Below are 26,956 nucleotides of genomic sequence, written 5' to 3'. Positions count from 1 at the left end.
GGCGAGGTCCGATTGAACACCCGCGACTGGCCGATCCGCTCCAAGCTGACCGCGCTGGTGGTCGTGCCGGTGACCGCGTTGCTGGCCCTGTGGATCTTCGCGACCACGCTCACCTTCGGCCCGGCACTGGATCTGCTCGCCGCCCGGACCCTTCTGTACGACCTGGGCCGGCCGGGCGAGACGGTGGTGGCCGAGCTGCAACGGGAGCGGCGGCTCTCGGTGGTGCATCTCGGCTCGCCCCGTACGGTCTGCGGTCAACCGCCGGCCAACTGCGTACTGCCGGAACTGGTCGCACAGCGGGGCCGCACCGACACCGCGATCGCCGAACTCCAGCGTCGGGTCTCCGGGGAGCAACTGCGCGACGCCGCCGGTGAGCTGCTGGAGACCCGGCTGGACCGACTCCTCGGCGAACTCGAGGCGCTGCCGTCGGGGCGGGAGTTCATCGATCGCCGCGACCTCGACCGGGCCGGGGTGATCGGCCTCTACAGTGGCATGATCTCGTCGGCGTTCCACACCTTCTCCGCCCTGGCGAACCTGCCGGACCAGGACCTCAACCGGGAAGCGCGGGCGTTGACCGACATCGGTCGCTCGCGCGAGCTGCTCGGTCAGACCGACGCGCTGCTGGCCGGCGCGCTGATCGGCGGCCGACTCGCCGAGGGCGAGCACACGCTGCTCGTGCAGGGCATCGCCAACCAGCGCTTCCTGGCCGAGAGCGCGGTGGCCGACCTGCCGGAGCCGGACCGGGCGGCGTACCAACGGTTGACCGAGCAGGACGAGTTCACGCAGTTGCGGCAGATGCAGGACGAGCTGGTCGCCGCCGACCCCTCGGCCCGGCTCCGGCTCGATCAGCAGGCCTGGCAGAACAGCTACGACACGGTGCAGCGGTCGCTGCGCGACTTCGAGCTGACCCAGGCCGACGGCCTGGCCGACCGCTCGGTGCCGATGGCGGTGCGGACCCTGGTCCGGCTGGCCGCCGCCGGACTGCTCGGCCTGGTCGCCGTCGTGCTCTCGCTGGTCGTCGCGCTGCGGGTCGGCCGATCGCTGGCGCAGCGGCTGACCCAGGTACGCGGCACCGTCAAGGAGGCCGAGGAACGCCTGCCCGAGGTGGTGGACCGGTTGCGCCGGGGCGAGCAGGTGGACGTGACCGGCGAGGCACCGTTGGCCGACCGGGGTGCGGACGAGATCGGCCAGGTGGCCCAGGCGTTCACCGAGGTGCACAAGGCCGCGATCCGGTCCGCCATGGTCGAGGTGAGCCTGCGTCGCGGCCTCAACGAGGTCTTCCTGAACATCGCCCGACGCAGCCAGGGCCTGGTACACCGGCAGCTCACCGTGCTCGACCGGATGGAACGCGACGCCGAGGACCCGGACCACCTGGCCGAGCTGTTCCGGGTGGACCACCTCGCCACCCGGTTGCGGCGGCACGCCGAGGACCTGGTCATCCTCGCCGGTGCGGCGCCGGGTCGGGGCTGGCGCAACCCGGTCGCGATGGTGGACCTGATCCGGGGTGCCATCTCCGAGGTCGAGTCGTACGACCGGGTGGACATCGTCAACGTCCAGGCCGCCGGCACCGTGGGCCGGGTGGTCGGCGACATCATCCACCTGCTCGCCGAACTGATCGAGAACGCCACCGCGTACTCACCGCCGGACTCCCGGGTGGAGATCTCGGGCGAGCACGTCGCGCACGGGTACGCCCTCTCGGTCACCGACCACGGGCTCGGTATGACGGCCGCCGCCATCGAGGAGGCCAACCGGAAGCTCGCCCGGTCACCGGACTTCGACCCGGCCGAGACCGCGCGGCTGGGGCTGTTCGTGGTCGCGCGGCTCGCCGCCCGGCACGACGTACGGGTGCGGTTGCGGGAGTCGGACGGGACCGGGCTGACCGCCGTGGTGCTGATCCCGGCGGCACTCATCACCGCCGAGCCGTCGCCCCTGCCCGACCTGGACACTCCCGCCGGGGACGACCAGGCCGCCACCCCGGAACAGCGCCGGCTGGCCCGGGCCACCCGGCTGACCACAGTGCCCCGACAGAGCACCCGATCGCAGGCCGAGCCGGAGAAGCTGGCCGCCACCGAGCCGGTGCCGGCCAGCACGAGCGGCAATCGGGGCGGCCCCACCGTCGGCTCCACGGTCGGCCCGGCCGAGGCCGACGGCCTGCCCCGCCGCATCCGCCAGCGGGGCCCGGCCGCCGCCACCACACCGCCGGCCGCCACCAGCCCTTCTGCCGGCACCGCATCGCCGGACACCGCTGTGCCGTCGGCCGCCGCTGCGGCGTCCGGCTCCGTGACGCCGGCCGCGGACGGCGACGCCGCACCGGCACCGCAGACCGTCGGACCGGCACCGGTCGGGTCGCCTCCGGTGTCGCCCACCGTCTCGACGGAGGTCGCGCCGACCGCCGCGACGACGGCGGTGCCCGGAAACGGAGCGTCCGGCACTGGAGCGTCCGGCAACGGAGCGTCCGGCCCGACCGGGCACCGGACGGCACCCGGCCGGGCGCAGGACGGCGTCGACGCGCCGACGGTGCAGATGCCGGCGGTGTCCTCGGCGATCGACGGGCCGACCGTACGGCAATCGGTGGTGGTCCCGCGCGGACCGATCCGGCCGCTCGGCGAACCGACCCCACGCAGCCCGGAGGAGGCCCGCCGGTTCATGTCGGCGCTCCAGGCCGGCACCGCGCGGGGCCGACGCGCCGCCGTCGCGCCGAACGACGACGCGGGGCACGCCGGACCGCCCTCGCCGGGCCGATCCGGTGCGGCCTCCGCCGACCAGGAGCAGGACCGACGCACCGAGCCGGCAGGGCCGCCGGCCGGTGACCCGGCGACTGTGCAATCCCCGACCGCGACTGAGAGGGACGTCTGATGCATTCGACGAGGCAGAGTGCCGATCTCGGCTGGTTGCTGGACGACCTGTTGGAGCGGGTACCGACCGCGCGGCAGGCGGTGGTGCTCTCGGCGGACGGGCTGCTGCTCGGCTGCTCCACCGGGATGGACAAGGCCGATGCCGAGCACCTCTGTGCGCTGGCCTCCGGGCTGTCCAGCCTGGCCCGGGGCGCGAGCCGCCACCTCACCGGTGGGCCGGTGCGCCAGACGGTGGTGGAGATGGAGTCCGCGTACCTCTTCGTGACGGCGGCGGGGCAGGGTGCCTGCCTCGCGGTCGCCAGTGACGCGGACGCCGACATCGGCCTGGTGGCGTACGAGATGGCGATGCTGGTGACCCGGGTGGGCGAGAATCTCGGGACACCCACCCGGGCGTCGGTGGGTGCCGCCGATGCGCACTGACTTACCGGGGAACCAGCACGAATGGCTCGACGCCGACGCCGGGCCGGTGGTCCGGCCGTACACGCTGACCGGTGGCCGGGTACGGGCCAGCGCGGACGCCTTCGACCTGGTGGCGTATGTGCTGGCGAAGCCGGACCCGGACCTCGGCGCCTATCCGGAGCTGTACCCGGAGCACCGGCTGCTGGTGGAACTGGCCGGTCGGGGAACGCCGGTGGTGGAACTCGCCGCCGATCTCAATCTGGCCATCGGTGTGGTCCGGGTGCTGCTCGGCGATCTACTCTCCCGGGGACTGGTCGCCGTGCACCAGCCGCCGCGTGCCACGTACCTGCCCGACAACGACATCCTCAAGGCGGTGGTCGATGGACTCCGTGCGTTATGACGGCGAGCAACGGGGACAGCGGATCCCGATCGCGCTGAAGATCCTCGTCGCCGGCGGCTTCGGCGCTGGCAAGACGACGCTGGTCAGCGCGTTGAGTGAGGTCCGGCCGTTGCAGACCGAGGAGATCCTGACCGGGGCGGGCATCGAGACCGACGACCTCTCCGGTGTGGAGACCAAGTCGACCACCACGGTGGCGATGGACTTCGGCCGGATCACCATCAACGACGATCTCCAGCTCTATCTGTTCGGTACGCCCGGGCAGGACCGGTTCTGGTTCCTCTGGGACGAGCTGGCGTTCGGGGCGCTCGGCGCGGTGGTGCTCGCGGACACCCGTCGGCTGGCCGACTGCTTCCCGTCGATCGACTACTTCGAGCAGCGCGGCATCCCGTTCGTGGTCGGCGTCAACTGCTTCGACAACTCGCAGCGGTTCAGCCTGGAGGCGGTACGTCGCGCCCTCGACCTCGACGGCAACGTGCCGATGGTGCTCTGCGACGCCCGCGACCGGCAGTCCGGCAAGACGGTGTTGATCTCCCTGGTCGAGCACGTGGCCCGGCAGCGGGGCGAGCCGGTGCCGGCGGCCTGACCCGGGTGCCGGACGCGGGCCGGGACCGGGCGGATCGCAGGTCCGTCGGCGATTCCAGGTCTAACCGGCCGGCATCGGGGCAAGGCTTCTGGTGAGATCGACGCAGGATTCGGCAGGGAGGCGGAACACGGTGGCGGTTCAGGGCGAGATCGTGCACATCGGCGGCTACACGGCGTCCAGCGGCGGCCGGGCCACCGGCATCGTCGCGGCCCGCCGGGATCCGTACACCGGTGAGCTGACCTCGCTGGGTACGGTCGCGGTCACCGCGTCGCCGTCCTTCCTCGCCCGCCACCCCCGCCTACCGATGCTGTACGCGGTCAACGAGCTGCCCACCGGTGAGATCAGTGCCTGGCGGGTGGGGGCCGACGGGGAGCTGGACGCGGCCGGCACCCAGGCGACCGGGGGCGCGGAGCCGTGCCACCTGGCGGTCACGCCGGACGGCGGACACCTCGTGGTGGCCAACTACGGCAGCGGCAGCGTGACCGTGTTCCCGCTCGACGCCGACGGTGTCCCGGGTGCGCGTACCGACGTGGTGGCCCACCAGGGGCACGGGCCGAACCCCGAGCGGCAGGAGCAGGCGCACGCTCACATGGTCTCGCCGGGCCGGGACGGCGCGCCGCTGCTCGCCGTCGACCTGGGCACCGACTCGATCTACCGGTACGACCTCGACGCGGCGGGCGCGCTGGCACCCCGGGGCGCCCGGGTGCGCACCGCCCCGGGGGTGGGTCCCCGGCACGTGGCCCGGCACCCGGACGGCCGGCGCTGCTACGTCGCCGGCGAGTTGGACGGCTCGGTCCTCGCCTACGAGGTGCTCGACGACGGCGGGCTCCAGGAGATCGGGCGGGTCGAGGCCAGCGGCCGGGCCGGGCACGTGCAGCCGTCGGAGATCGCCGTGGGTGCCGACGGGCGTTTCCTCTACGTCGCCAACCGGGGAGTGGGCACGATCACCGTCTTCTCCCTCGGCGCGAAACTGCCGGAGCAGGTGGCCGAGGTGGACACCGGCGGCGAGTGGCCGCGCCACTTCGTCGTCATCGGTGAGCACCTGTACGTCGCCGACGAGCGGGCGGACATGGTACGCACTTTTCTCGTCGATCGGGAGACCGGCGTTCCGGCGCCACTGGGCGAGCCGCTCGTGGTCGCCAGCCCGACCTGTGTTCTGCCCTGATCGTGGGCCTGAGACATAGATGTATCCACATTGCGCCGTTGCGTCGTCACATAAAGTTACCAATTCGGGGGAAACTGTTTCTCCTCTGTAACTTTCGACCGAACGGCCATGGCAGTCCCCCGGCGGGATACGCAAGATGGTCTGCGTGTCAGCAGGCCGCCATCGCATGCGTTCAGGTATTCACGGCGCCGCCGCCGCGGCGGCGGTCGGCGTACTCGTCGTCACGGCCGGGGGGTGGGTCGGCTATCGCCAACTCGCCGGTCAGGACTGCTCGGGCAAGATCGAGCTGTCCGTCGCCGTGGCAAGCGAGCTCGCTCCTGCGGTGGACCAGGCCGCCTCCGAGTGGGAGGAGAAGGGTGCCGCCGTCGAGGGGACCTGCATCGACGTGACGGTCTCGGCGGCCGACCCGGTCGAGGTGGCGGCGGTGGTGGCGGCCAAGCACGGCGCGACCCTGGCCGGTGTCGGCCAGGCCAGCGGCACCGCGGTGAGCCCCGACGTCTGGATCCCGGACTCCTCCACCTGGCTGCTGCGACTCAAGACCGGTGGCGCGGCGGCCTTCGAGCCGGGCAACGGTGCGTCGATCGCCAGCAGCCCGGTGGTCGTCGCGATGCCCGAGCCGATCGCCGCCCGGCTGGGCTGGCCGCAGAAGGAACTCGACTGGACCCAGTTGCTGGCCCGGGTCAACAGCGACCGGCCGCTGCGGACCGGGATCGTCGAGCCGACCAGGGACGCCGCCGGCCTGTCCGGCCTGCTGTCGCTGATGACCGCGGCCTCGTCCACCGGTGGTGCCACCGCCGAGCAGGACCGGGTCGGCGCGTTGCGGGCGCTGGCGTCGGGTGCCTCGGCGCTGCGCCAGGACCTGCTGGCGAAGTTCCCGACCGCGGCGGACAACACCACGCTGGCCAGTGCGCTCGGCGCGGCGGCCCTCTCCGAAGAGGACGTCATCCAGTACAACGCCCGCAAGCCTCCGGTGCCGCTGGCGGCGCTGTACCTCAAACCAGCACCGCTGCCGCTGGACTACCCGTACGCGGTGCTGCCCGGCATCGACCCGGCCAAGGCGTCGGCCGCCCGGGTGCTGTTCGAGGCGCTGACCACCTCGTCGTTCAGGGACAAGCTGGCCGAGCAGTCGCTGCGTGGGCCGGACGGGAACTGGGGGAGCGGCTTCGCCGCACCGCAGGGTGCACCCAGCCCGGCGGGTGGCGACTCCTCCGCCGCGCCGCCGCAGGGCGGGGTGGCCGCCGGTGGGCTGGCGCCGGATGCGGTGGAGCGGGCGGTGTCGAGCTGGTCGATCGCCACCCTGTCCGGTCGGATGCTCTGCATCATCGACGTCTCCGGCTCGATGAAGAAGACCGTGCCGACGGCCAACGGGGCGACCCGGCAGCAGGTCACCATCGAGGCGGCCCGACGCGGTCTGAACCTGTTCGACGACTCGTGGTCGATCGGGTTGTGGGTGTTCTCCACCAAGCTGGCGGGGACGCGGGACTACCGCGAGGTGGTGCCGATCGCGCCGCTGTCGCGGCAGCGTAGCGCCCTGGAGCGGGGACTGGACACGGTCACCTCGTCCAGCGGCGACACCGGCCTGTACGACACGCTGTTGGCCGCCTACAAGGACGTCCAGCGCAACTGGGAACCCGGCAAGGTCAACTCGATCGTGCTCTTCACCGACGGCAAGAACGAGAACCCGGACGGCATCTCGCAGCGCGAACTGCTCGCGGAGCTGGAGCGGATCAAGGACCCGGAGCAGCCGATCCAGGTCATCATCGTGGGCATCGGCACCGAGGTGAGCAAAGCTGAGCTGGACACCATCGCCGGGGCGGCCGGTGGCGGAGCGTTCATCGCCGCCGACCCCACCAAGATCAGTGACATCTTCCTCAGGGCGATCGCCCTGAGGAAGGCACCGGCCTGAGCGTAGGCGCAGGAACGGGGTCTGCGGTACCGGAGAAAGCGGTACGACAGGCCCCTTTCCGGTCGTCCTCCACACCGGAAAGTGACGGCAATACGTCCGAAGCAATCGGCCGCCATAGTTATCAAGGCAGGATGTCCTCGTGCACCGGCAGATCCGGCCTCCGTCCCGGCCGGTCCCGGGCCGTCGGCGAGCGAAGTGTGGGAGGGCTGGTGACCTCGGCGACGCTGTTGACCCCCGCCAGATCGTCATCGCGATCGGGTGAGGCTCCGCCATCGAGCGGGTCGGTGCGTGGCGACCAGCGGACGTACGTCCGTTCCCTGGTCGTGCTGGACGCCACCGTACTCTCCGTGGCGGTGCTCATCGGTTACGCGGCGCGATTCGGTGAATCCGTGCCACGTGGTACCCACGTGCCCTACGTCCTGTTCGCGCCGGCACTCGTGCTGGCCTGGTTGGTCTCCCTGAAGGCCCTGCGCTGTTACGACGACCGGGTGGTCGGCTACGGCGCGGACGAGTACCGGCGGGTGAGCATGGCCAGCCTCCGGTTGGCCGGCGCCGTCGCGATTCTCGGGTACGTCGCCGACGTCGGCGTGTCCCGTGGCTTCCTGGCGATCTCGTTCGCGGTGGGCATGATCGGGCTCGAAGTGGCCCGGTTCGCCGCGCGCAAGCGTCTGCACCGAGCCCGGTCGCGGGGGACGGGCTGGTCTCGGCGGGTGCTGGTGGTCGGCGACACCGCACACGTGTTGGAGCTGGTGCACACGCTGCGCCGCGAGCCGTACGCCGGCTACCAGGTGGTCGGCGCCTGCATCCCGGACGCGCTGCTGGCCCCGGTGGCGCAGCGGCTCGGTGACGTGCCGGTGGTCGGCTCGTTCCGGGGCATCCCGGAGGCCGCTGACGCCATCGGCGCGGACACGGTCGCGGTCACCGCCTGCGGTGAGCTGACCGCCACCCGGCTGCGTCGGCTCGGGTGGCAACTGGAGGGCACCGGCATCGACCTGGTGCTGGCCCCGGCGTTGACCGACGTCGCGGGCCCGCGTATCCACACCCGTCCGGTCGCCGGGCTGCCTCTGATCCACGTGGAGGCACCCGAGTTCCGTGGGGTGCGCAAGCTGGTCAAGGGGCTGGTCGACCGCTCGGTCGCGCTGGTGGCGCTGACCCTGCTGCTCCCGCTGCTGGCGACCATCGCGCTGGCGGTGAAGGTGAACAGCCGGGGACCGGTGCTGTTCAGGCAGACCCGGGTGGGGCAGGGCGGGCGCGAGTTCGGCGTCTTCAAGTTCCGCACCATGGTAGTGAACGCGGACGCCCTGCTGGCGGAGTTGACCGCCCGCAACGAGACCGACGGTCTGATGTTCAAGATGCGGGACGACCCTCGGGTGACCAGGGTCGGCCGGATGCTGCGCAAGTGGTCCCTGGACGAGCTTCCCCAGTTGGTCAACGTGCTGTTCGGGCAGATGAGCCTGGTCGGGCCCCGGCCGCCGTTGCCGTCCGAGGTGGCCCGCTACGACGGCGACGTGGCCCGGCGCCTGCTGGTCAAGCCCGGGATGACCGGTCTCTGGCAGGTCAGCGGCCGGTCCGACCTGAGTTGGGAGGACGGCATCCGGCTGGACCTCTACTACGTGGAGAACTGGTCACTCGCGGCCGACCTGACCATCCTCTGGAAGACCTTCGGTGCGGTGATCAACAGTCGGGGCGCGTACTAGAACGGGCCTCAGGGCTGCGGGCCGGTCCAGTCCAGGCAGACCACGACCGCGTCGTCGGTCAGGTCACCGGCGACGAAGGCCCGCAGGTCGCCGAGGAGGGAACGGACCGCGTCGAGCGGGGTCATCGGCGTGGTTCGGCGCAACATCCGGTCCAGCGCGGTCTCGCCGTAGCGGATGTTGCGCCCGGTCGCGTCGATCACCCCGTCGCTGAGCATGAAGAGACGGTCGCCGCGCTGGAGCTGGATGTACTGCTCGTGGTAGTTCGTCCCCTCGAACATGCCGAGCGGGAACTGCGCCTCCAGCGGCTGCACGGTGACCTGCCCGGCCCGCAGCAGCACCAGCCGGGGCGACCCGGCGTCGACGGCGGTGAGCAGGCCGGTACGCAGGTCGAGTTCGAGCAGCAGGGTGGAGAGATGTTGCTCACCCCGGTGCAGGTCGTAGATCGCCTGGTCGGCCAGGGTGGCCTGGTCGGCCAGCGGGATGCCGGCCCGGCGGGCGTTGCGCAGCGCGCAGGTGGCCAGCGTGGTGAGCATCGAGGCGGCCACCCCCTCGCCCATCCCGTTGATCGTGGCGGTCCAGACCCGTTCGCCGTCGTCGGACCAGTCGAAGCTGTCGCCGCGCACCGCGTACGCGGGTTCGAGCTGGCCGGCCAGGCTGAACGAGGGCCGGGTCCGGCTGCGCCCGGGCAGGAGTTCCCACTGCACCTCGGCCGCGAGCGTGAGCCGTCGGGTACGCCGGGCGATGCGGTAAACGTCGGTGCCGGGGTCGACCGCGGTCAGCTCGTGGGCCATCGCGGTGGCGATCTCCAGCAGCTCGCTCAGCAGCCCGTCGTCGCCCAGCGGTGCGACCCGGAGCACACCACGCCGTTCGCCGCGCATGTTGACCGGCAGGTAACCGGTGCCGTCCGCGTACACCGGGGTCTCGTGGTCGAAGCAGCGCCAGGCGGGGTGACCCGGGCTGGTCACCTCGTCACCGCCGGTGAGCGGGAGCAGCGCGGCCAGGCGGTAGTCGACCTGGAGCAGCTCGGTCTCGGTGATGCCGTACTCCCGCTCCAGCAGCTCCGCGATCCGCCGGACGAGCAGGTCTGCGGGGGCCGCCGTGAGTGTGGCACGGGCCTCATCGACCGGCTCGCTCATCGTCTCTCCTTGATCACAAGCCCATTCGCCGACAGAATCGGAGTACGCTCAGGCCCACCATGGCGGAACTGCATGGTCCACCGGGACCCGAGATGAGTATGGCTGCCGAGCTGGATACCGCGGCAGGCGCCCTGCTGACCGTCTGGGACGGTGCACGGGAACGCACGGCCAACCGGATCTCCACCGCCCAGCTACGGGCCGTCATGCTCGTCGAACGGCAGGACGGCATCAACCTGCGCCGGTTGGCCGCCGGGCTGGACATGCTGCTCTCCTCGGCCAGCCGGCTCTGCGACCGGCTGGTCGCCGCCGGGATGCTGGAACGCGAGCCGGGACGCGCCGACCGCCGGGAGATCTCGCTGCACCTCACCGCCGAGGCCCGCCGGCTCCTCGCCGAGCTGCGCGAGGACCGCCGCCAGCATCTGGCCACGATCCTCGCCGCGATGACACCGGAGGCCCGGGAGGCGCTGCTGCACGGGCTGCGGGAGTTCGACGCGGCAGCTCGGGCGCGGGTGATGCGGCAGGTGTCGCCGCTGGTGCCGCAGCAGGAGGCACACCCGGAGCAGCTACCGGCGGGTCGGCCGGCGGCGGAGCACGGTGCCGAGCCGCAGTCACTTAGCTGGTCGGCGGGGGAGACCTCGGTCTCACGTACCGCCTGACCGACCGACGGTCAGCCGGGTGCGGCCGGGCCCACCGCCAGCATCGCCACGTCGTCGTGCCGGTGCCCACCGCACCACTCGTCGACCAGGTGGAGCACGCGGTCGACAAGCGTCGCCGGTGCGGATCCGGCGGCCTCGACCAGGGCCCGGTGCAGCCGCCGCTCACCGAACATCTCGGTGCCGTGCGGCCCGCCCCGGGCCTCGGTCACCCCGTCGGTGCGGGCCAGCAACAGCTCACCCGGCCGCAGCCGGACCTCGGCCTCGTCGAACCGTGCCCCAGGCACCGCGCCCACCGGTATGCCGCCCACCTGGACCGGGGTCACCGTCCCGGCGCCGTCGACCAGCAGGGGGACCGGATGTCCGCCGCCGGCCACCCGGACCCGCAGCCCGCCGTCCGGCTCGGGATGCAGCGTGCCCAGCAGCAGGGTGGTGAACTGGCCGCGACGGGCCGCGTCCGGGATGTCCAGCAGGGCCTGATCGAGCAGCCCGAGCAGTTCCCGGGGGCGGTGCTCGACCAGCCGCAGCGTCTGCAACGACTGGCGGACCCGGCCGGTCAGCACGGCCGCGCCGACGCCCTTGCCGCTGACGTCGCCGAGGGCGAACAGCGCGCCGCCGTCGGTCGGGAGCACGTCGTAGAAGTCACCGCCGATGCGCAGGCTGTCGCCGGCCGCGCGGTACCCGCCGGCGAGCCGTACGCCGTCGACGGCGGGCAGGTCCGGCGGGAGCAGACTGTTCTGCAGTACCCGGGCCAGGTGGGTCTGCTCGTCGTAGAGCTGGGCGGTGGCCATGGCGGCACCGGCCCGGGCGGCGAACTCCCGGACCAGCTCGACGTCGCGCCGGTCGAACCCGTCGCCCGCCCCGGCCCGCACCAGCACCAGCGCGCCCGCCGTCCGGCCGGCCCCCGGCATCGGGCTGACCAGCAGCGTCGCCGCCGGATCGAGGTCGTCGGGGATCAGCGGCCCGACGCCGTCGCGCTCCGCAGCGGGCCAGGGCCGTGGCACGCCGGCCTCTCCGTCGAGCGCCTCGACCAGCCCGGGTACGGCGCTGACCGTGTCCCAGTCGATGGCACCGAGGGCCGGCGTCGACTGGTGACCGGTGTACCGGATCCACTGCGGCTGGTACTCGACCGCCCCGGTCGGCAGGTACACGACCAGGGCCAGGTCGGCGAGGTACGGCACGGGCAGCGTCGCGGCGGCCTGGAGCGCCTGGTCGCGGTGCAGCGCCAGGCCGAGTCGACGGCCGGCCTGGGCCAGGAAGTCGGTCCGTCCCCGCTCGGTGCGCAGTGCCTCGGCGCGCTGGTGGTCGTCGGTGACGTCCCGCACGTACCAGGCCGACCGGTCACCGGCCAGCGGGCGGCGGATGCCCCGGAGCCGCCGGTCCCGGTGTTCGCCCTCGACGTCGTCCGCCCCGGTCGTGTACGCCTCGGCCAGCATCGCCACCGGGGAACCGGGCAGGCCGACGCCCGGGTGCAGTTCCGGCAGCAGGGCGGTGGCGGTGGCGTTGACCAGCACGACCTGCCCGACACTGTCGGTGATCAGCACCGCCTCGGCGAGCCCGTCGAGGAGTTCCCGCGTGAGATCGGGGTCCACCGAGCCACCGGAGCCCGGGCGGCCGGTTCGCCCACGGCCGGTGGAGCCGGCGGCCGGGCCCCGTCGGGTCCTGGTCACCGGCGGTCGTCCCGCGCGCTGCGCTGTCGACCTGTACGCATGCCGGTGCTGTGCTCCTCGGGTTCACGGGGTTTATTGCCTCGGGACAAGGGTACCGAGGCCATCCGAGGGCTGCCTGTGCAGGAACGCCAGAGGTCTAGAGCCGGGCCAGCCAACCGGCCGGGCGGGCGATGATCCGGCGTACCACCGAGCCTGCCGCGCCCACCGCGGCGGCGGTGGCGCCGAGGGTCGCCGGTCGTACGGTCACCGGTGACCAGGCGGCGGTGAGCACCCGGCGTTCGATCTCGGCGAGCACCGGTGGCCGGATCCAGGGGGCGAGCGGGGCGTAACCGCCACCGAGGACCACGGTGTCCAGATCCAGCAGGTTGATCACGCTCGACACGGTGATGCCGATGGCTGTACCCGCCTCGTGCAGGGCGTGCCGGGCGGCGGGCTCGCCGGCTTCGGCGAGCTGGGCCAGCCGCATCGGCGCGGTGTCGGCCGGCAGGTCGGCCCCGGCCAGGCCGGCGGCGGCGAGGATCGCCTCCTGTCCGGCGTAGCGTTCCAGGCAACCCCGGCCGCCGCACCGGCACGGCGGCCCGTCCGGCCGCACCGGGATGTGCCCGATCTCGCCGCTCCAGCCCCGGACGCCCCGGAACAACGCGCCGTCGAGCACGATCCCGGCACCGATGCCGACCTCACCCGAGAGGTGCAGGAAGCTGCCCGGTCCGGCACCGGCGTGCAGTTCGCTGAGCGCGGCGAGGTTGGCCTCGTTGTCCACCACCAGCGCCGGTACGCCCTCCACGGTCTCGGTGAGCGGCGGGTGCGCGGCCAGCAGCTCCGGCACCGGTACGTCCCGCCAGCTCAGGTTCGGCGCGAGGCGGACCCGGCCGGTGTCGTCGACCAGCCCGGGTACGCCGAGGGCCGCGCCGGCCAGGGTGAGGCCCTGCGCGTCGGCGTCGGCGCGGGCGCGGGCGGCGAGCCGGGCCAGCCGGGCCAGCGCGTCGGTGGGGGAGACCGGACGCAGGTCGGCCCGGTGCACGGTGTGGTGCCGGACCTCGCCGGAGAGGTCGACCACGCAGGCGGCCAGGTAGTCGACGTTGATCTCCAGCCCGAGCCCGGCCGGGCCGTCACCGGCGAGCACCAGACCCCGGGCGGGTCGACCGGCACCGGCGCGCGGAGTCGGCTCGGCCTCGGTGACCAGTCGACCGGCGACGAGGTCCTCCACCACGGCCGAGACGGTGGCCCGGGTCAGGCCGGTCTCGGCCGCCAGCGCGGCCCGGGAGGGCGGGCGGTCGGCCGCGGCGATCCGGCCGAGGACGAGGGCGAGGTTCAGCTCACGCAGGCTGCCCTGGCGTACGCCGCCGGCCGGGGCTGCGAGTCGGGTCACCCCTTGACACTGCCACATCGCGGCCATTTAATTCAACCACTGAACAAATAGCGGACGACACCACCGGAGGTCTGTAATGGCATCCCGTCCCACCCCCGCCGACAAGTTCTCCTTCGGCCTCTGGACGGTCGGCTGGCAGGGCCGAGACCCGTTCGGTCACGCCACCCGCCCCGCGCTGGACCCGGTGGAGTCGGTGCACCGGCTCGCCGAGCTGGGCGCGTACGGCGTCACCTTCCACGACGACGACCTCGTGCCGTTCGGTGCGGACGCCGCCACCCGCGACGGCCAGATCGCCCGGTTCCGCAAGGCGCTCGACGAGACCGGCCTGGTGGTGCCGATGGTCACCACCGACCTCTTCCAGCAGCCCGTCTTCAAGGACGGCGGCTTCACCAGCAACGACCGCGACGTCCGGCGGTACGCGTTGCGCAAGGTGCTGCGCAACATCGACCTCGCCGCCGAGCTGGGCGCCCAGACCTTCGTCATGTGGGGCGGCCGCGAAGGCGGCGAGTACGACGTGGCCAAGGACGTGCAGGCCGCGCTGGCGCGCTACCGCGAGGCGGTCGACCTGCTCTGCCAGTACGTCGTCGACCGCGGCTACGACCTGCGCTTCGCGCTGGAGCCCAAGCCGAACGAGCCGCGCGGCGACATCCTGCTGCCCACCGTCGGGCACGCCCTGGCCTTCATCTCCACGCTCGCCCACCCCGACCGGGTCGGCGTCAACCCGGAGGTCGGCCACGAGCAGATGGCCGGGCTGAACTTCGTGCACGGCATCGCCCAGGCGCTCTGGCAGGGCAAGCTGTTCCACATCGACCTCAACGGCCAGCGCGGCATCAAGTACGACCAGGACCTGGTCTTCGGCCACGGTGACCTGCTCAACGCGTTCGCGCTGGTGGACCTGCTGGAGCACGGCGCGCCGGGCGGCGGCCCCGGGTACGACGGACCCCGCCACTTCGACTACAAGCCCTCCCGCACCGAGGACATGGACGGGGTGTGGGTCTCCGCCGCCGCGAACATGCGGACCTACCTGCTGCTCAAGGAGCGGGCCGCGGCGTTCCGGGCCGACCCCGAGGTGGTCGAGGCGCTGGCCGCCAGCAAGGTCGGCGAGCTGGGCGTACCGACCCTGGGCGAGGGTGAGGGCTACGCCGAGCTGCTCGCCGACACCAGCGCGTTCGAGGGCTACGACGTCGAGGCGGCCGGTGCCAAGGGCTTCGGCTTCATCCGGCTCAACCAGCTCGCCGTCGAGCACGTGCTCGGCGCGCGCTGAGGCGGACGGCATGCCGCTCGTCGCGGGGGTGGACTCCTCCACCCAGTCCTGCAAGGTGGTCGTCCGGGACGCGGAGACCGGTGACCTGGTCCGCCAGGGCCGGGCGCCGCACCCGGACGGCACCGAGGTCGACCCCTCGGCCTGGTGGTCGGCCCTCCAGACGGCGATCGACGCCGCCGGCGGGCTGGACGACGTCGCCGCCGTCTCCGTCGCCGGCCAGCAGCACGGCATGGTCTGCCTGGGCGACTCCGGCGAGGTGGTGCGGCCGGCGCTGCTGTGGAACGACACCCGCTCCGCACAGGCCGCCGCCGACCTGGTCGAGGAGGCCGGTGCCGGTACGGCGGGACGGCAGTTCTGGGCCGACGCGGTGGGCAGCGTGCCGGTGGCCAGCTTCACCGTCACCAAGCTGCGCTGGCTGGCCCGGCACGAGCCGGCCAACGCCGACCGGGTGGCTGCCGTCTGCCTGCCGCACGACTGGTTGACCTGGCGGCTGTCCGGATCGTCCGACCTGGCGGCGCTGCGCACCGACCGCAGTGACGCCAGCGGCACCGGCTACTGGTCGCCGGCCACCGGCGAGTACCGTCCCGACCTGCTGGAACGGGCGCTCGGTCGGACGGTGCGGGTGCCGACCGTGTTGGGTGCGTCCGAGGCGGCCGGCACGCTGCCCGGCGGCGCGCTGCTCGGGCCCGGCGCGGGGGACAACGCCGCCGCCGGGTTCGGGGTGGGCGCCGGCCCCGGCGACGTGGTCGTCTCGATCGGCACCTCCGGCACCGTGTTCAGCGTCGCCGACGCGCCGGCCGCCGACCCGACCGGGATCGTCGCCGGCTTCGCCGACGCCAGTGGCCGGTTCCTGCCGCTGGTCTGCACGCTCAACGCGGCCCGGGTACTGGACGCCGCAGCCGGGATGCTGCGGGTCGGGCTGGACGAGTTGGCCGAGCTGGCGCTGACCGCGCCGCCCGGCGCTGACGGGCTGGTCCTGGTGCCGTACCTGGAGGGTGAGCGGACACCGAACCGACCGCTGGCCACCGGGGCGGTGCACGGGCTGACCCTGGGCACCTCGACCCCGGCCCACCTGGCCCGGGCGGCCGTCGAGGGCATGCTCTGCGCGCTCGCCGACGGGCTGGACGCGCTGGCCGCCCAGGGGGCGACCGTCCGCCGGGTGATCCTGGTCGGTGGCGGGGCCCGCTCCGCCGCCGTCCGCCGGATCGCCGCCCAGGTCTTCGGCAGCCCGGTGGTCGTCCCGCCACCCGGCGAGTACGTCGCCGACGGCGCCGCCCGCCAGGCCGCCTGGCTGGCCCTCGGCGGCGCGGAACCACCATCGTGGTCGCCGTCCGGCACCGAGGAGTACGCCGCCGAGCCGGTACCGGCCATCCGGGAGCGTTACGCCGAGGCCCGGGAGCGCCACCTGGACCGTTCGACGACCGGATAGCGCACGCGGGTCCGGGCCGGGGCGCGACATCGCTCCCGGCCCGGCCCACGCCCGGCACCCACCGGACCCTCGGTCTCGTCGGTCTCGTCGGTCCGTCGGTCTCGTCGGTCCGTCGGTCTCGTCGGTCTCGTCGGTCCGTCGGTCTCGTCGGTCCGTCGGTCTCGTCGGTCTCGTCGGTCCGTCGGTCTCGTCGGTCCGTCGGTCTCGTCGGTCCGTCGGCCCCGTCGCGCCATGACGGGGCATCGGCCGTGCCGGGCCGGGCCGGGCCGGGCCGTGCCGAGGTGCCGGGTCGTGCCGGGGTGCCGGGTCGTGCCGGGGTGCCGGGTCGTGCCGGGGTGCCGGGTCGTGCCGGGGTGCCGGGTCGTGCCGAGGTGCCGGGTCGTGCCGGGTCGTGCCGAGGTGCCGGGTCGTGCCGAGGTGCCGGGTCGTGCCGGGCCGTGCCGAGGTGCCGGGTCGTGCCGGGCCGTGCCGAGGTGCCGGGTCGTGCCGGGCCGTGCCGAGGTGCCGGGTCGTTTGGCCGTGTCGCATTTCGGGCATCGCATCGGCTTCCCGCCGGCCCACTCGCTTGCTGACCTCAAGGTCGTGCTCGATCCTGGATCGAGTGGTCACTGCGGCGCTGCGATGCCACTCGATCCAGGATCGAGCGTGATCTTGGCAGCGCGGGCCGCACGATCATCGGGGCCTATGAGGGCGTCGGGCCCCGTCGGGTCGTCGGGCCTCGTCGGGTCGTCGCGCCTCGTCGGGTTGTCGGGCCTCGTCGGGTTGTCGGGCCTTGTGGGGTCGTCGGGCCTCGTCGGGTCGTCGGGCCTCGTCGGGTCGTCGCGCCTCGGTGGGGTCGTCGGGCCTTGTGGGGGTCGTCGGCCTCGTCGCCCCCGTCGCGCCGTGACGGGGCATCGGCCGTGTCGGGCCGTCGGCCTTCGTCGGCCTTCGTCGGCCTCGTCGGCCTGGTCGGGGCCAAGGTCGTCGGGGTGCGCGGATCGGTGGCGCCGGGTGGGGCCGTCCGCTGTCGTGGGGACGGCGTGGGTGGACCCGGTGACCGGGCCGTTCTCCGGTCCTGGTTGGCTGCCGGCATGACCTTGCGCACGGGCCGATCCGCGCGGGTGTGGGGCGGGAGCGCCACGCACCGGATCTACAGCGTCGTGGTCTTCGTGCTGCTCGCCTCGCTGGACAACGTGGCGATCGGTCTGGTGCCGCCGCTCTACGGCGCGATCGCCGACTCCTTCGCGGTGCCGCAGCGCCTGCTCGGCCTGGTTACCGCGATCAGTTTCCTGGTCAGCGCTGTGGCAGCGGTCGGCTGGGCGTACTTCGGAGACCGCACCAACCGTAAGCCGCTGCTCATGATCGGCACGCTGATCTGGGCGGTCGGCACCGGCGGCAGCGGCCTGGCCGGCGACTACCCGACGTTCCTGGCCGCGCAGTTGCTGGCGGCGATCGGGCTCGGTGCGGTCGGGTCGGTCGGCTTCTCGGTCGTCACCGACCTGATCTCGCCCCGCCGCCGGGGCCTGGTGATGAGCTTCTGGGGACTCTCCCAGGGCATCGGCACGCTGGCCGGCACGCTGGTCGGCGGGCTGCTCGGCGCGACCGACTGGCGCCGCCCATTCCTGCTGCTCACCGTCGTCGGCCTGGCCGCCACCGCGGCGTACCTGTTCACGTACGACATCCGGCGCGGGCAGAGCGAACCGGAACTGGCCGCCGCGCTGGCCGCCGGCGCCGAGTACGACCACCGGATCAGCCGCTCCGACCTGCCGGTCATCCTGGGCCGGCGGACCAACCGGTGGCTCGTCCTGCAGGGCCTCACCGCACAGGCCGCGTTCGGCTCGCTGGTCTGGCTGCCGGTGCTCTTCACCGAGCGGGCCCGGGAACAGGGCTACTCACCGGCGACGGCGATCGTGGTGGGCAGCGTCTTCGCCACCCTGTTCCAGCTCGGCGGCGTGTTCTCCATCGTCGGCGGTCTGATCGGCGATGCGCTGCAACGGCGTACGCCCTCCGGCCGTGCCCTGGTCGCCGCGGTCGGCATCCTCGCCGCGGTCCCGCTCTATCTCGTGTTGTTCTTCGTGCCGATCCGCATCGACGTGCCCGACGGTGCCGGCACCGGCGCGGTGGTGGCGGCCGTGGTGGGCAGCGTGTTCACCGAGCCGACGGTCGGGCTGAGCCTGCTCACTGCGCTACTGGCGTTGGCGTTGACCTCGGCGAACTCACCGAACTGGTTCGCGTTGATCGCCGACGCCAACCCGCCCGAGCACCGGGGCACCGTCTACAGCCTCGGCAACCTGGTCAACGGGGTGGGCCGGGCGGCCGGCAACGGGCTGGTCGGCGTGGTCTTCCACGCCCTGCGGGGGGCCTTCCCGCCGCCGCTGAACTACGCCGTCGGGCTGGCCGCGTTCCAGCTCTTCTTCATCCCCACCGGGATCATGTACTGGCTCGCCGCCCGGACGTCCCCCAAGGACATCGCCGACGTCCGCGACCTGCTGCACTCTCGCGCCGAAAAGCTGTGACAGATGTAAGGAAGGGCACCTTGTTAACGCCTCGTGCATAGCAAGGGCCCCCTGTTAACAGCAGCCACCCGTACCCGAGCATCCCTGGGACGGCGGCCCCGGTCTGCCGCAGTCCGCGACGGGCGGTGTTAACAAGGGGCCCTTCCTCTACCTGAGGCGTTAATAAGGTGCCCTTCCTTACACCCATACCGCCTGATCAGGGGGAGTGGAGCCAGACGGTTGCGTCGGTGGGGAGGGAACCGTCCTCGTTCAGCGGAGCGCTGCTGTGCACCAGTTTGCCGTCGGGCAGCGGAATCGCCTCCGGGCCGAAGTTGGTCGACACGACCAGGTCGCCGTTGCGGAAGGTCAGCACGTCGTCGTCGGAGGCGAGCCACTCCAGGGTGCCTCGACCCAACCCGTGGGTACGCCGTAGCCGCAACGCCGTCCGGTACATCTCGTACGTCGAGCCGGGCACGTCGCGCTGGCGGTCCCGGGCGTACTCGGCCCAGACCGGCGGCTGTGGCAGCCAGCTCGCGTCGGTGGGCCCGAAGCCGTACGACGGCGCGTCGGCCTCCCACGGGATCGGCACCCGGCAGCCGTCGCGGCCCCGCTGGGTGTGCCCACTGCGTTCCCAGGTCGGGTCCTGTCGCGCCTCGTCGGGCAGGCTGGTGTGCTCCGGCAGCCCCAACTCCTCGCCCTGATAGAGGTAGGCCGAACCGGGCAGGGCGAGCATCAGCAGGGTGGCCGCCCGGGCCCGGCGCAGCCCGAGCGCCGCGTCCGGCTGCTCGTCGCCGACGCCGATGCCGTTGGGTCGGGCGGTGCCCACCGGCAGCCCGAGCCGGGAGGCGTGCCGGACCACGTCGTGGTTGGAGAGCACCCAGGTGGTGGGCGCGCCGACCGCGTCGGTGGCCTCCAGCGACCGGGTGATGACGGCGTACTGGGCCGGGGCGGTCCAGGAGGCGACCAGGTACTCGAAGTTGAACGCCTGGTGCATCTCGTCGGGGCGGACGTACCGGGCCAGCCGCTCGGCCGGCTCCACCCACGCCTCGGCGACCAGGACACGTTCCCCGGGGTAGCCGTCCAGCAGCCGCCGCCAGTCGCGGTAGATCTCGTGTACGCCGTCCTGGTCCCACATCGGCGGGCGGGGCTTGTCGGCCTCCTGCCCGGAGAGGATCTCCTGCGGCTCCCGCCAGTCGGCCAGATCGGCCTGCTTGACCAGCCCGTGCGCCACGTCGACCCGGAAGCCGTCCACGCCCCGGTCCAGCCAGAACCGCAGCACGTCCAGGAACTCGGCGCGTACCTCCGGGTCGTCCCAGTTCAGGTCGGGCTGGGCGGTGTCGAACAGGTGCAGGTACCACTGCCCGTCGGGGACCCGGGTCCAGGCCGGTCCGCCGAAGACGCTCTGCCAGTCGTTGGGCGGCTCGACGCCGTCCGGGCCCCGGCCGTCACGGAAGACGTACCGCTGCCGCTCGGGGCTGCCCGGCGCGGCGGCCAGGGCGGCCTGGAACCACCGGTGTGCCGACGAGGTGTGGTTGGGGACCAGGTCGACGATCACCCGCAGCCCTCGGGCGCGGGCCTGCGCGATCAGCTCGTCGGCGTCGGCGAGCGTGCCGAACAGCGGCTCCACGTCCCGGTAGTCGGCCACGTCGTAGCCGGCGTCGGCCTGCGGCGACGGATAGAACGGGGAGAGCCAGACCGCGTCCACCCCCAGCTCGGCGAGGTGTTCCAGGCGGGCGGTGATCCCCGGCAGGTCCCCGATGCCGTCGCCGTTGGAGTCGGCGAACGAGCGCGGGTAGATCTGATAGATCACCGCCTCGGTCCACCAACCGGTGATCGGGGCGGAGGGCGCGGTCTGCTGCGTCGCGTTGTCGTTCAGGACGGACTCCCGTGGTCGAGCCGGCCCGGCGGGTCGCCGGACGACGAGGTGATCGGGTCAGTGTGCCCGCGCCGGCGCGGTCGATTCACGCACGACCAATCGAGTGTTCAGGATCACCGGCGACGCCGCACGGTGCGGCCCGGGTTGCGGGGACTGCCCGGCGAGCGGGTCGAGCAGTAGCTTCGCGGCCAACCGGCCCTGCTCGGCGGCGGGCTGGGCGATGGTGCTCAGCCCGAGCACACCGGCGAGCGCGTGGTCGTCGATGCCGATCACGCTGACGTCCTGGGGTACCCGCAGGCCGGCGTCGCGCAGCGCGGTCAGCGCGCCCATCGCCATCTCGTCGCAGGCGGCGAAGATCGCCGTGGGCGGATCACCCCGGCGCAGCAGTTCCTCGGTGGCCCGGGTGCCACCGGCGATGTCGAACCGGGACTCCACGTCGAGGCTCGGGTCGGGAGACAACCCGGCGGCGCGCAGCGCCTCCTGGTAGCCCCGGCGTCGGTCCAGGTGCGCGGTGAAGGCCAGCTCGTCGTCGGGGTCGCCGGAGATGTGGGCGATGCGTCGGTGGCCGAGGTCCAGCAGATGTCGGGTGGCGGTCCGCGCGGCGACCACGTCGTCGATGCGTACGCAGGGCCAGCCCGGCACGTCGGTGCCGGAGCTGACGGTCACCCCGGGCAGGTCGAGCGCGGCCAGGGCGGTCAGTTCGGGTGCCCGCAGCGGCGTGGCGACCAGCATCACCGCGTCCACCCGCTTGTGCAGGTTGGCGGGATGCAGCAGCCGTTGCCGGTTCTGCTCCCGGCCGCCGAGGTTGTGCAGCAGCAGGTCGTAGCCGGCCTGGTGCAGGAAGTCCTCGACCGCTTCGACGACGACGCCGAAGAACCACCGGGTGATCCGGGGGACCACCACCGCCACCGTGCCGGTACGACCGCCGGCCAGCCGGGAGGCGCTCGGCGACACGGCGTACTGCAACTGCTCGGCGGCGGCCAGCACCCGGTGGCGGGTGGCGGCCGACACGGTCGGCAGTCCGCGTAGCGCCCGGGAGACGGTGGCCGTGGAGACTCCGGCCAGCCGGGCGACGTCGTCGATCCTGGTCACGCTTACCCCGCTCGTGTCCCGGGTGGTGCCGCCGTCACCGTCGGCGGCGGCACCACCCGGGGTATCAGCCCTTGACGCTGCCGGCGAGCAGCCCTCGAACGAAGTAGCGCTGCAACGACAGGAACACGATCAGCGGTACGACGATCGAGACGAACGCCCCGGCGGTCAGCCGTTGCCACTCGTTGCCCCGGGTGCCGGCCAGTTCGGCCAGCCGGACGGTGAGCGGCGCGGTGACGTCGCTGCCCCCGGCGAAGATGAGCGCGACCAGCAGGTCGTTCCAGACCCAGAGGAACTGGAAGATGCCGAACGCGGCCAGCGCGGGAGCGACCAGTGGCAGCACGATGGTGCGGAAGATCCTGGGGTGGGTCGCCCCGTCGACCCGGGCCGCCTCCATCAGGTCCTTCGGTAGCTGCGAGATGAAGTTGTGCAGCAGGAACACGGCGAACGGCAACGCGAAGCAGGTGTGCGCGAACCACACCTGGGCGAAGTTCTGCGCGCCGTCGAGGTTCCAGGCGGGCATCAGGGTGACGCCGCCGATGCTGACTCCCCGCGAGAAGAAGCTCAGCAGCGGCACCAGCGCCATCTGCAACGGCACGATCTGGAGCGCGAAGATGCCGATGTAGACCCAGTCCCGGCCGCGGAAGTTGATCCACGCCAGCGCGTACGCGGCCAGGGCGGCGAACGCGAGCGGGAACAGCACCGACGGCAGGGTGATGACCAGCGAGTTGACGAAGTAGTTGGCGAGCTGTCCCGAGCCGGACGCCTGCCCGAACAGCACGTCCTGGTAGTTCTGCAGGGTGAACTGCGGGTCCCGGAAGAACGTCCACCAGCCGGTGGTCTTGAGCTGGGGCTCCGGCCGGAACGAGGAGACGAACAGGCCGAACGTCGGGATGGTCCAGACGACCGCGATGACGATCGCGACGATCGTCGCGGTACGGCTGTTCAGCCGCTTGCGTACCCGGGACGCCCGCGTCGACGTGCCACTGGTGTCCTGGGCGCCGGCGGCGACCGGGGGAGTGGTGGTGGTCATCTCAGCCCTCCCGTCGCTGCTGACGCAGGTTCCGGATCTGGAAGATCACGATCGGCAGCACCAGGACGAAGAGGAAGACCGCCAGGGCGGACCCCTGACCGTTCTGGCCGTACCGGAACGCCTGGTTGTACATCTCGTTCGCGATCACGCTGGTGTCGTAGTTGCCGTTGGTCGTGGTGCGGACGATGTCGAAGACCTTCAGCGTGGCGATCGAGATGGTGACCACGACGACGATCATGGCTGGCCGGATGCTGGGCACGGTGATCTGCCGGAACATCTGCCAGGGGGTGACCCCGTCGAGGCGGGCCGCCTCCACGATGTCGGCCGGAATGGACTTGATCGCCGCGGAGAGCACCACCATGGCGAATCCGGCCTGGATCCAGACCATGATCACGATGAGCAGCAGCGTGTTCAGTGGCGAGTCGAGCAGCCACTGTCGCGGCTCGCCACCGAGGCTGACCACGATCTGGTTGAGCAGACCGATCTGTTCCTGGTCCTCACCCCGGTAGGCGTAGACGAACCGCCAGATGATGGCGGCGCCCACGAACGAGATCGCCATCGGCATGAAGATCAGCGACTTCGCCAGCGCCTCCATCCGGGCCTTGTCGACCAGCACGGCGTAGAGCAGACCCATGGCGGTGGCGACCAGCGGGACCAGGGTCACCCAGACCAGCGTGTTGATCAGTACCCGGACGATCGCGTCCTCGGCGAACATCCAGCGGTAGTTGTCCAGCCCGACCCAGTTCTGGCTACCGCCGTCCATGAAGGACAGGAGCGTGGTGCGGATCGCCGGGACGACCAGGCCGATCATCAGCAGCAGTACGGTCGGCAGCAGGAAGAAGAGTGCGAACAGCCCCTCCCGGGGCTTGGTCCGCCGGGGCATCGGCGCGCTGCCGGCGGAGGCGGCGACGAGTTGCGCCTCGCGACGCCGGGCGAAGAACGCCGGCACCGCGTCGAGCAGGACGAGCAGGCCGCCGACCACCACTGCGAAGGCGACCAGCCCCCACAGCAACATCATCAGTTTCGGCGCCTGGGCGGCGAAGTCGAAGTTCATCAACCCTCCCGGAGGTGTCGACAGAGCCGGTGGGCCGGCCCGCGTGCGCGGACCGGCCCACCACTGGACTCAGTTCGGCCAGCTGCTCTCGATGCCCTGGAGGACCGTGGCGGTGTCCCGCCCGTTGATCCAGTCGACCATGCCCTTCCAGAAGGTGCCCTGGCCGACGGCCGCCGGCATCAGGTCGGAGCCGTCGAAGCGGAAGACCGAGCTGTCGTCCTGGAGGATCTCCACGGACAGCTTGTCGATCGGGTTCGCGACGTTGGCCAGGTCGAGCTTGTTGTTCGCCGACACCCAGTCGCCGATCTTCGCGCGGCTGTTGGCGTGCTCACCGGAGGCGAGGTACGTCTGCACCGCCTGCACCTCGGGACGGTCGCTGAACGCCGTCACGAACTCGCCGCCGCCCAGGACCGGCTTGCCCTTGGCCGGGTCGATGGCCGGGAAGTAGAACGCGAACACGTCGCCGTCCTCGGCCACCCGGGTGCCCTGCGGCCACTGGTTGGCGTAGAACGAGGCCTGCCGGTGCAGCGCGCACTTGCCGGCCGTGATCGGCACGCCGGCCTCCTGGAACGAGGTGGTGGCGATACTGCGCACCCCGCCGAAGCCGCCGTTGACGTACTTCTCGTTCTTCAGGATGGTGCCGGCGCGGTCGAGCGCCTCGGCGACCCGGGGGTCGTTGAACGGGATCTCGTGCTTGGTCCACTGGTCGTAGACCTCGGGGGTCTGCGTACGCAGCATCACGTCTTCGATCCAGTCGGTGGCCGGCCAGCCGGTGGCCTCGCCGGACTCGATCCCGGCGCACCACGGCTTCGTGCCGCTGTCCGCGATCGTGTCACTGAGCTTGATCATCTCGTCCCAGGTGTTCGGGACGGCCCAGCCCTTCTCCTGGAACATCTTCGGCGAGTACCAGACGAAGGACTTCACGTTCGAGCCGAGCGGCGCGCCGTAGAAGGTGCCGTTGACCGTGCTGTAGGTCAGCCAGTCGGCCGGGTAGTTCTCCTCGGCCATGGCCTTGGTCTCGGCGCTGGCGGCCTTGATCTGGTCGCGCTCGGCGAACCGCTGGATCAGACCGGGCTGGGGGATGAACGCCAGGTCGGGTGCGTTGCCGCCGTCGACGCGTACGGGCAGCTGCGCCTCGAACTCACCACTGCCCTCGTGGTTGATGTCGATGCCGGTGCACTCTTCGAACTGCTTCCACGACTCGTCCAGCCGGTCGGCCTCGATGTCCCGGATCGACGAGTAGATCGTCACCTTCTTGCCGTCGTGGCCCTGGTACTTCTCGTACGGGGCACACTCGGCGGAATCGGCGTTGGTGTTGTTGCCGCTACTGCTGCTGCTACCGGTACCGCAGGCGGTGGCGCCGAGCGCCAGCCCGAGCGCGCCGGCGATCACGAGGGCCTGGCGTGGCCTGGCAAAGACTGCCATGCCGTCCTCCTTCCTAGCCGGCGCCGGCCGGGATCGCATCCGGTGACCTGGCGCCGGTCCGATGGGCGTTTTCACATGTAAGCGCTTGCATCTCGCGCGGTCCAGCCCTGGGAGGGACACGACCGAGTAACAATCCGGAAACCTGTCGCCCCTGCGTGGGCGCGCTCCCACCGCGCCTGATGACCCCTGTCGATCCGGAGCCCCCGACCGCCAAGGTCGACGGACCGCCCCTGCGCGAGGTGCCGCACTTCCACCAGACCGACGGCCGCCGCACCCCGGACGAGCTGCGCACTCCCGACGCGCGGGCACCCCGACGGGCTGCCCACTCCCCGACGGGCTGCGCACTCCCCGACGGGCCGGGCACTCCCGATGGGCTTCGCGCTCCCGGCGTGCCGGTCTGGTCGGAGTTGACCAAGGGGTTTGCGCCCTCAGACCTGCCCTTCCGTGACCAAAACTTCTTGATCAACGCGGGTGTCGGCGTGTGGGCGGTGCGCTTGTGCGTGGACACGGGCAAGATCCGCGCAACTTCAGGGATACTGCTGTCTCCGAGGGTGCCTGAGGCAGCAGTATCCCTGAAGTTGCGCGGATCATGATGAGTCGCGAGGGGTGCGGCACCGGCTCGATCTGAGATCGGAGCCGGGACGGGTCAGCCGTTCAGTCGCCAGATCGAGTAGTTCAGCGCTGCGGCGAAGGTCACCCAGGCCCAGTAGGGCAGCAGCAGGACGGCTGCGGCGGTGCTGACCCGTCGGAACAGCAGGACGGTCACGCCGATCGCCAACCACAACAGCACGATCTCGGCGAAGGCCAGACCGTACTGCCCGGCGCCGAAGAACAGCGGAGTCCAGGCGGCGTTGAGCACGAGCTGCACCGCCCAGGCGAGCACGGCCGGGCCGAAGCCCACCCGACGCCAGACCAGCCAGCCGGCCAGCGCGATGGTCACATAGAGCACCGTCCAGACCGGGCCGAACAGCCAAGACGGGGGCGCCCAGGAGGGCTGTTCGATACTGCGGTACTCGTCCGCCGCGCCGACGGCGGCGAGGTTGCCGATGACGGCCGCCGCTATCACCGCCGCCGCGAAGCCGGCCAACGCCCACCACTGCCGGGCACCGCCTCGCTGGGTGTCGTTCGCACTCGTCCGCATGCTCACAGCTTCTCCGTGGGGCGGGCCGGCAAACCTGCCGGGGCGGGCTTATCCGTGGGCCGGCGAGACCTGCCGTCGGAGCGGGGCTCCTGCGCGGCTCGAACCGGGAGAACCTGCCCGCGGCGCGGCGCGCGATGCGGTCCGGACCGGAAGGACCTGCCGGTCGAGTGGCGTGCGATGCGGCCTGGACCGGAAGGGACCTGCTGGCGGACTGGCGTGCGACGCGGGGTCGGAGTGGTGTGCGATGCGGTCCGGACCGGAAGGACCTGCCGGTCGAGTGGCGTGCGATGCGGCCTGGACCGGAAGGGACCTGCTGGCGGACTGGCGTGCGACGCGGG

At 72.2% G+C, this 26,956-nt stretch carries 20 protein-coding genes; 11 read left to right on the top strand and 9 right to left on the bottom strand.

Annotation, left to right across the window (positions count from 1 at the left end; all coding sequences use genetic code 11):
- Window positions 1-12 precede the first annotated feature (12 nt).
- From ABT008_RS00265 to ABT008_RS00235, 7 genes are all read left to right on the top strand, one after another.
- Window positions 13-2,856: a sensor histidine kinase gene (locus tag ABT008_RS00265; RefSeq protein WP_350692361.1), complete on the top strand. Its 2,844-nt coding sequence runs from the start codon at window positions 13-15 to the stop codon at window positions 2,854-2,856.
- Window positions 2,856-3,275, top strand: a complete 420-nt coding sequence (locus ABT008_RS00260) for a roadblock/LC7 domain-containing protein (protein ID WP_350692360.1) — start codon at window positions 2,856-2,858, stop codon at window positions 3,273-3,275. The genes ABT008_RS00265 and ABT008_RS00260 overlap by 1 nt, the downstream gene beginning before the upstream one ends.
- Complete coding sequence (locus ABT008_RS00255) at window positions 3,265-3,654, top strand: DUF742 domain-containing protein (RefSeq protein WP_117225943.1); 390 nt, start codon at window positions 3,265-3,267, stop codon at window positions 3,652-3,654. Before ABT008_RS00260 ends, ABT008_RS00255 begins: the two co-directional genes overlap by 11 nt.
- On the top strand, window positions 3,635-4,237 hold the full coding sequence (locus ABT008_RS00250; protein WP_350692358.1) for a GTP-binding protein: 603 nt from the start codon (window positions 3,635-3,637) through the stop codon (window positions 4,235-4,237). The genes ABT008_RS00255 and ABT008_RS00250 overlap by 20 nt, the downstream gene beginning before the upstream one ends.
- 130 nt (window positions 4,238-4,367) lie before the next feature.
- On the top strand, window positions 4,368-5,402 hold the full coding sequence (locus ABT008_RS00245) for a lactonase family protein (RefSeq protein ID WP_350692357.1): 1,035 nt from the start codon (window positions 4,368-4,370) through the stop codon (window positions 5,400-5,402).
- Between the two features lie 145 nt (window positions 5,403-5,547).
- Window positions 5,548-7,308, top strand: a complete 1,761-nt coding sequence (locus ABT008_RS00240) for a substrate-binding domain-containing protein (RefSeq protein WP_350692355.1) — start codon at window positions 5,548-5,550, stop codon at window positions 7,306-7,308.
- A gap of 209 nt (window positions 7,309-7,517) precedes the next feature.
- Entirely contained in the window at window positions 7,518-9,005 is a 1,488-nt protein-coding gene (locus ABT008_RS00235; RefSeq protein ID WP_350692354.1) for a sugar transferase, read from the top strand.
- Between the two features lie 8 nt (window positions 9,006-9,013).
- Here the strand turns inward: ABT008_RS00235 and ABT008_RS00230 are convergent, their stop codons facing one another.
- Window positions 9,014-10,141 (bottom strand): PP2C family protein-serine/threonine phosphatase, encoded by a 1,128-nt coding sequence (locus ABT008_RS00230; RefSeq protein WP_350692353.1) that lies wholly within the window; start codon window positions 10,139-10,141, stop codon window positions 9,014-9,016.
- A 92-nt stretch (window positions 10,142-10,233) separates the two neighbouring features.
- Between ABT008_RS00230 and ABT008_RS00225 the strand changes: the two genes are divergently transcribed.
- Window positions 10,234-10,797 carry a MarR family winged helix-turn-helix transcriptional regulator gene (locus tag ABT008_RS00225; protein WP_350692352.1) on the top strand — a complete coding sequence of 188 codons (564 nt, stop codon included), beginning with the start codon at window positions 10,234-10,236 and terminating at the stop codon, window positions 10,795-10,797.
- Between the two features lie 11 nt (window positions 10,798-10,808).
- On the opposite strand, the gene ABT008_RS00220 is transcribed toward ABT008_RS00225, so the two are convergent.
- Both ABT008_RS00220 and ABT008_RS00215 read right to left on the bottom strand, forming a co-directional pair.
- Window positions 10,809-12,386, bottom strand: a complete 1,578-nt coding sequence (locus ABT008_RS00220; protein WP_350692351.1) for a PP2C family protein-serine/threonine phosphatase — start codon at window positions 12,384-12,386, stop codon at window positions 10,809-10,811.
- A gap of 214 nt (window positions 12,387-12,600) precedes the next feature.
- A complete protein-coding gene (locus ABT008_RS00215; protein WP_350692349.1) occupies window positions 12,601-13,860 on the bottom strand; it encodes an ROK family protein in 1,260 nt (419 codons plus the stop codon).
- A gap of 49 nt (window positions 13,861-13,909) precedes the next feature.
- On the opposite strand from ABT008_RS00215, the gene xylA reads away from it, so the two are divergent.
- From xylA to ABT008_RS00200, 3 genes are all read left to right on the top strand, one after another.
- Window positions 13,910-15,097, top strand: coding sequence for a xylose isomerase (gene xylA, locus ABT008_RS00210; RefSeq protein WP_350692348.1), 1,188 nt, complete (start codon window positions 13,910-13,912; stop codon window positions 15,095-15,097).
- 10 nt (window positions 15,098-15,107) lie between these two features.
- Window positions 15,108-16,526 carry a xylulokinase gene (gene xylB / locus ABT008_RS00205; protein WP_350692347.1) on the top strand — a complete coding sequence of 473 codons (1,419 nt, stop codon included), beginning with the start codon at window positions 15,108-15,110 and terminating at the stop codon, window positions 16,524-16,526.
- Window positions 16,527-17,596: 1,070 nt separating this feature from the next.
- The gene (locus ABT008_RS00200; protein ID WP_350692345.1) at window positions 17,597-19,021 is read left to right on the top strand and encodes an MFS transporter; all 1,425 of its coding nucleotides are present in this window, start codon (window positions 17,597-17,599) and stop codon (window positions 19,019-19,021) included.
- Window positions 19,022-19,217: 196 nt separating this feature from the next.
- On the opposite strand, the gene ABT008_RS00195 is transcribed toward ABT008_RS00200, so the two are convergent.
- From ABT008_RS00195 to ABT008_RS00170, 6 genes are all read right to left on the bottom strand, one after another.
- Window positions 19,218-20,876, bottom strand: a complete 1,659-nt coding sequence (locus tag ABT008_RS00195; protein WP_350693136.1) for a glycoside hydrolase family 13 protein — start codon at window positions 20,874-20,876, stop codon at window positions 19,218-19,220.
- A 57-nt stretch (window positions 20,877-20,933) separates the two neighbouring features.
- Window positions 20,934-21,968: a LacI family DNA-binding transcriptional regulator gene (locus tag ABT008_RS00190; protein WP_350692343.1), complete on the bottom strand. Its 1,035-nt coding sequence runs from the start codon at window positions 21,966-21,968 to the stop codon at window positions 20,934-20,936.
- 64 nt (window positions 21,969-22,032) lie between these two features.
- Window positions 22,033-22,998, bottom strand: coding sequence for a carbohydrate ABC transporter permease (locus ABT008_RS00185; RefSeq protein WP_350692341.1), 966 nt, complete (start codon window positions 22,996-22,998; stop codon window positions 22,033-22,035).
- Between the two features lies 1 nt (window position 22,999).
- Entirely contained in the window at window positions 23,000-24,052 is a 1,053-nt protein-coding gene (locus ABT008_RS00180) for a carbohydrate ABC transporter permease (protein ID WP_350692339.1), read from the bottom strand.
- 69 nt (window positions 24,053-24,121) lie between these two features.
- Window positions 24,122-25,477: an ABC transporter substrate-binding protein gene (locus ABT008_RS00175; RefSeq protein ID WP_350692337.1), complete on the bottom strand. Its 1,356-nt coding sequence runs from the start codon at window positions 25,475-25,477 to the stop codon at window positions 24,122-24,124.
- Between the two features lie 646 nt (window positions 25,478-26,123).
- Window positions 26,124-26,618, bottom strand: coding sequence for a TspO/MBR family protein (locus ABT008_RS00170; protein WP_350692336.1), 495 nt, complete (start codon window positions 26,616-26,618; stop codon window positions 26,124-26,126).
- Window positions 26,619-26,956: the final 338 nt, after the last annotated feature.

Origin of the sequence: Micromonospora sp. NPDC002389 (assembly GCF_040296095.1) — a bacterium.
Lineage (GTDB): Bacteria > Actinomycetota > Actinomycetes > Mycobacteriales > Micromonosporaceae > Micromonospora.
The sequence above is the reverse complement of the archived record's forward strand: the minus strand, read 5'-3'. Positions and strand labels throughout refer to the sequence as shown.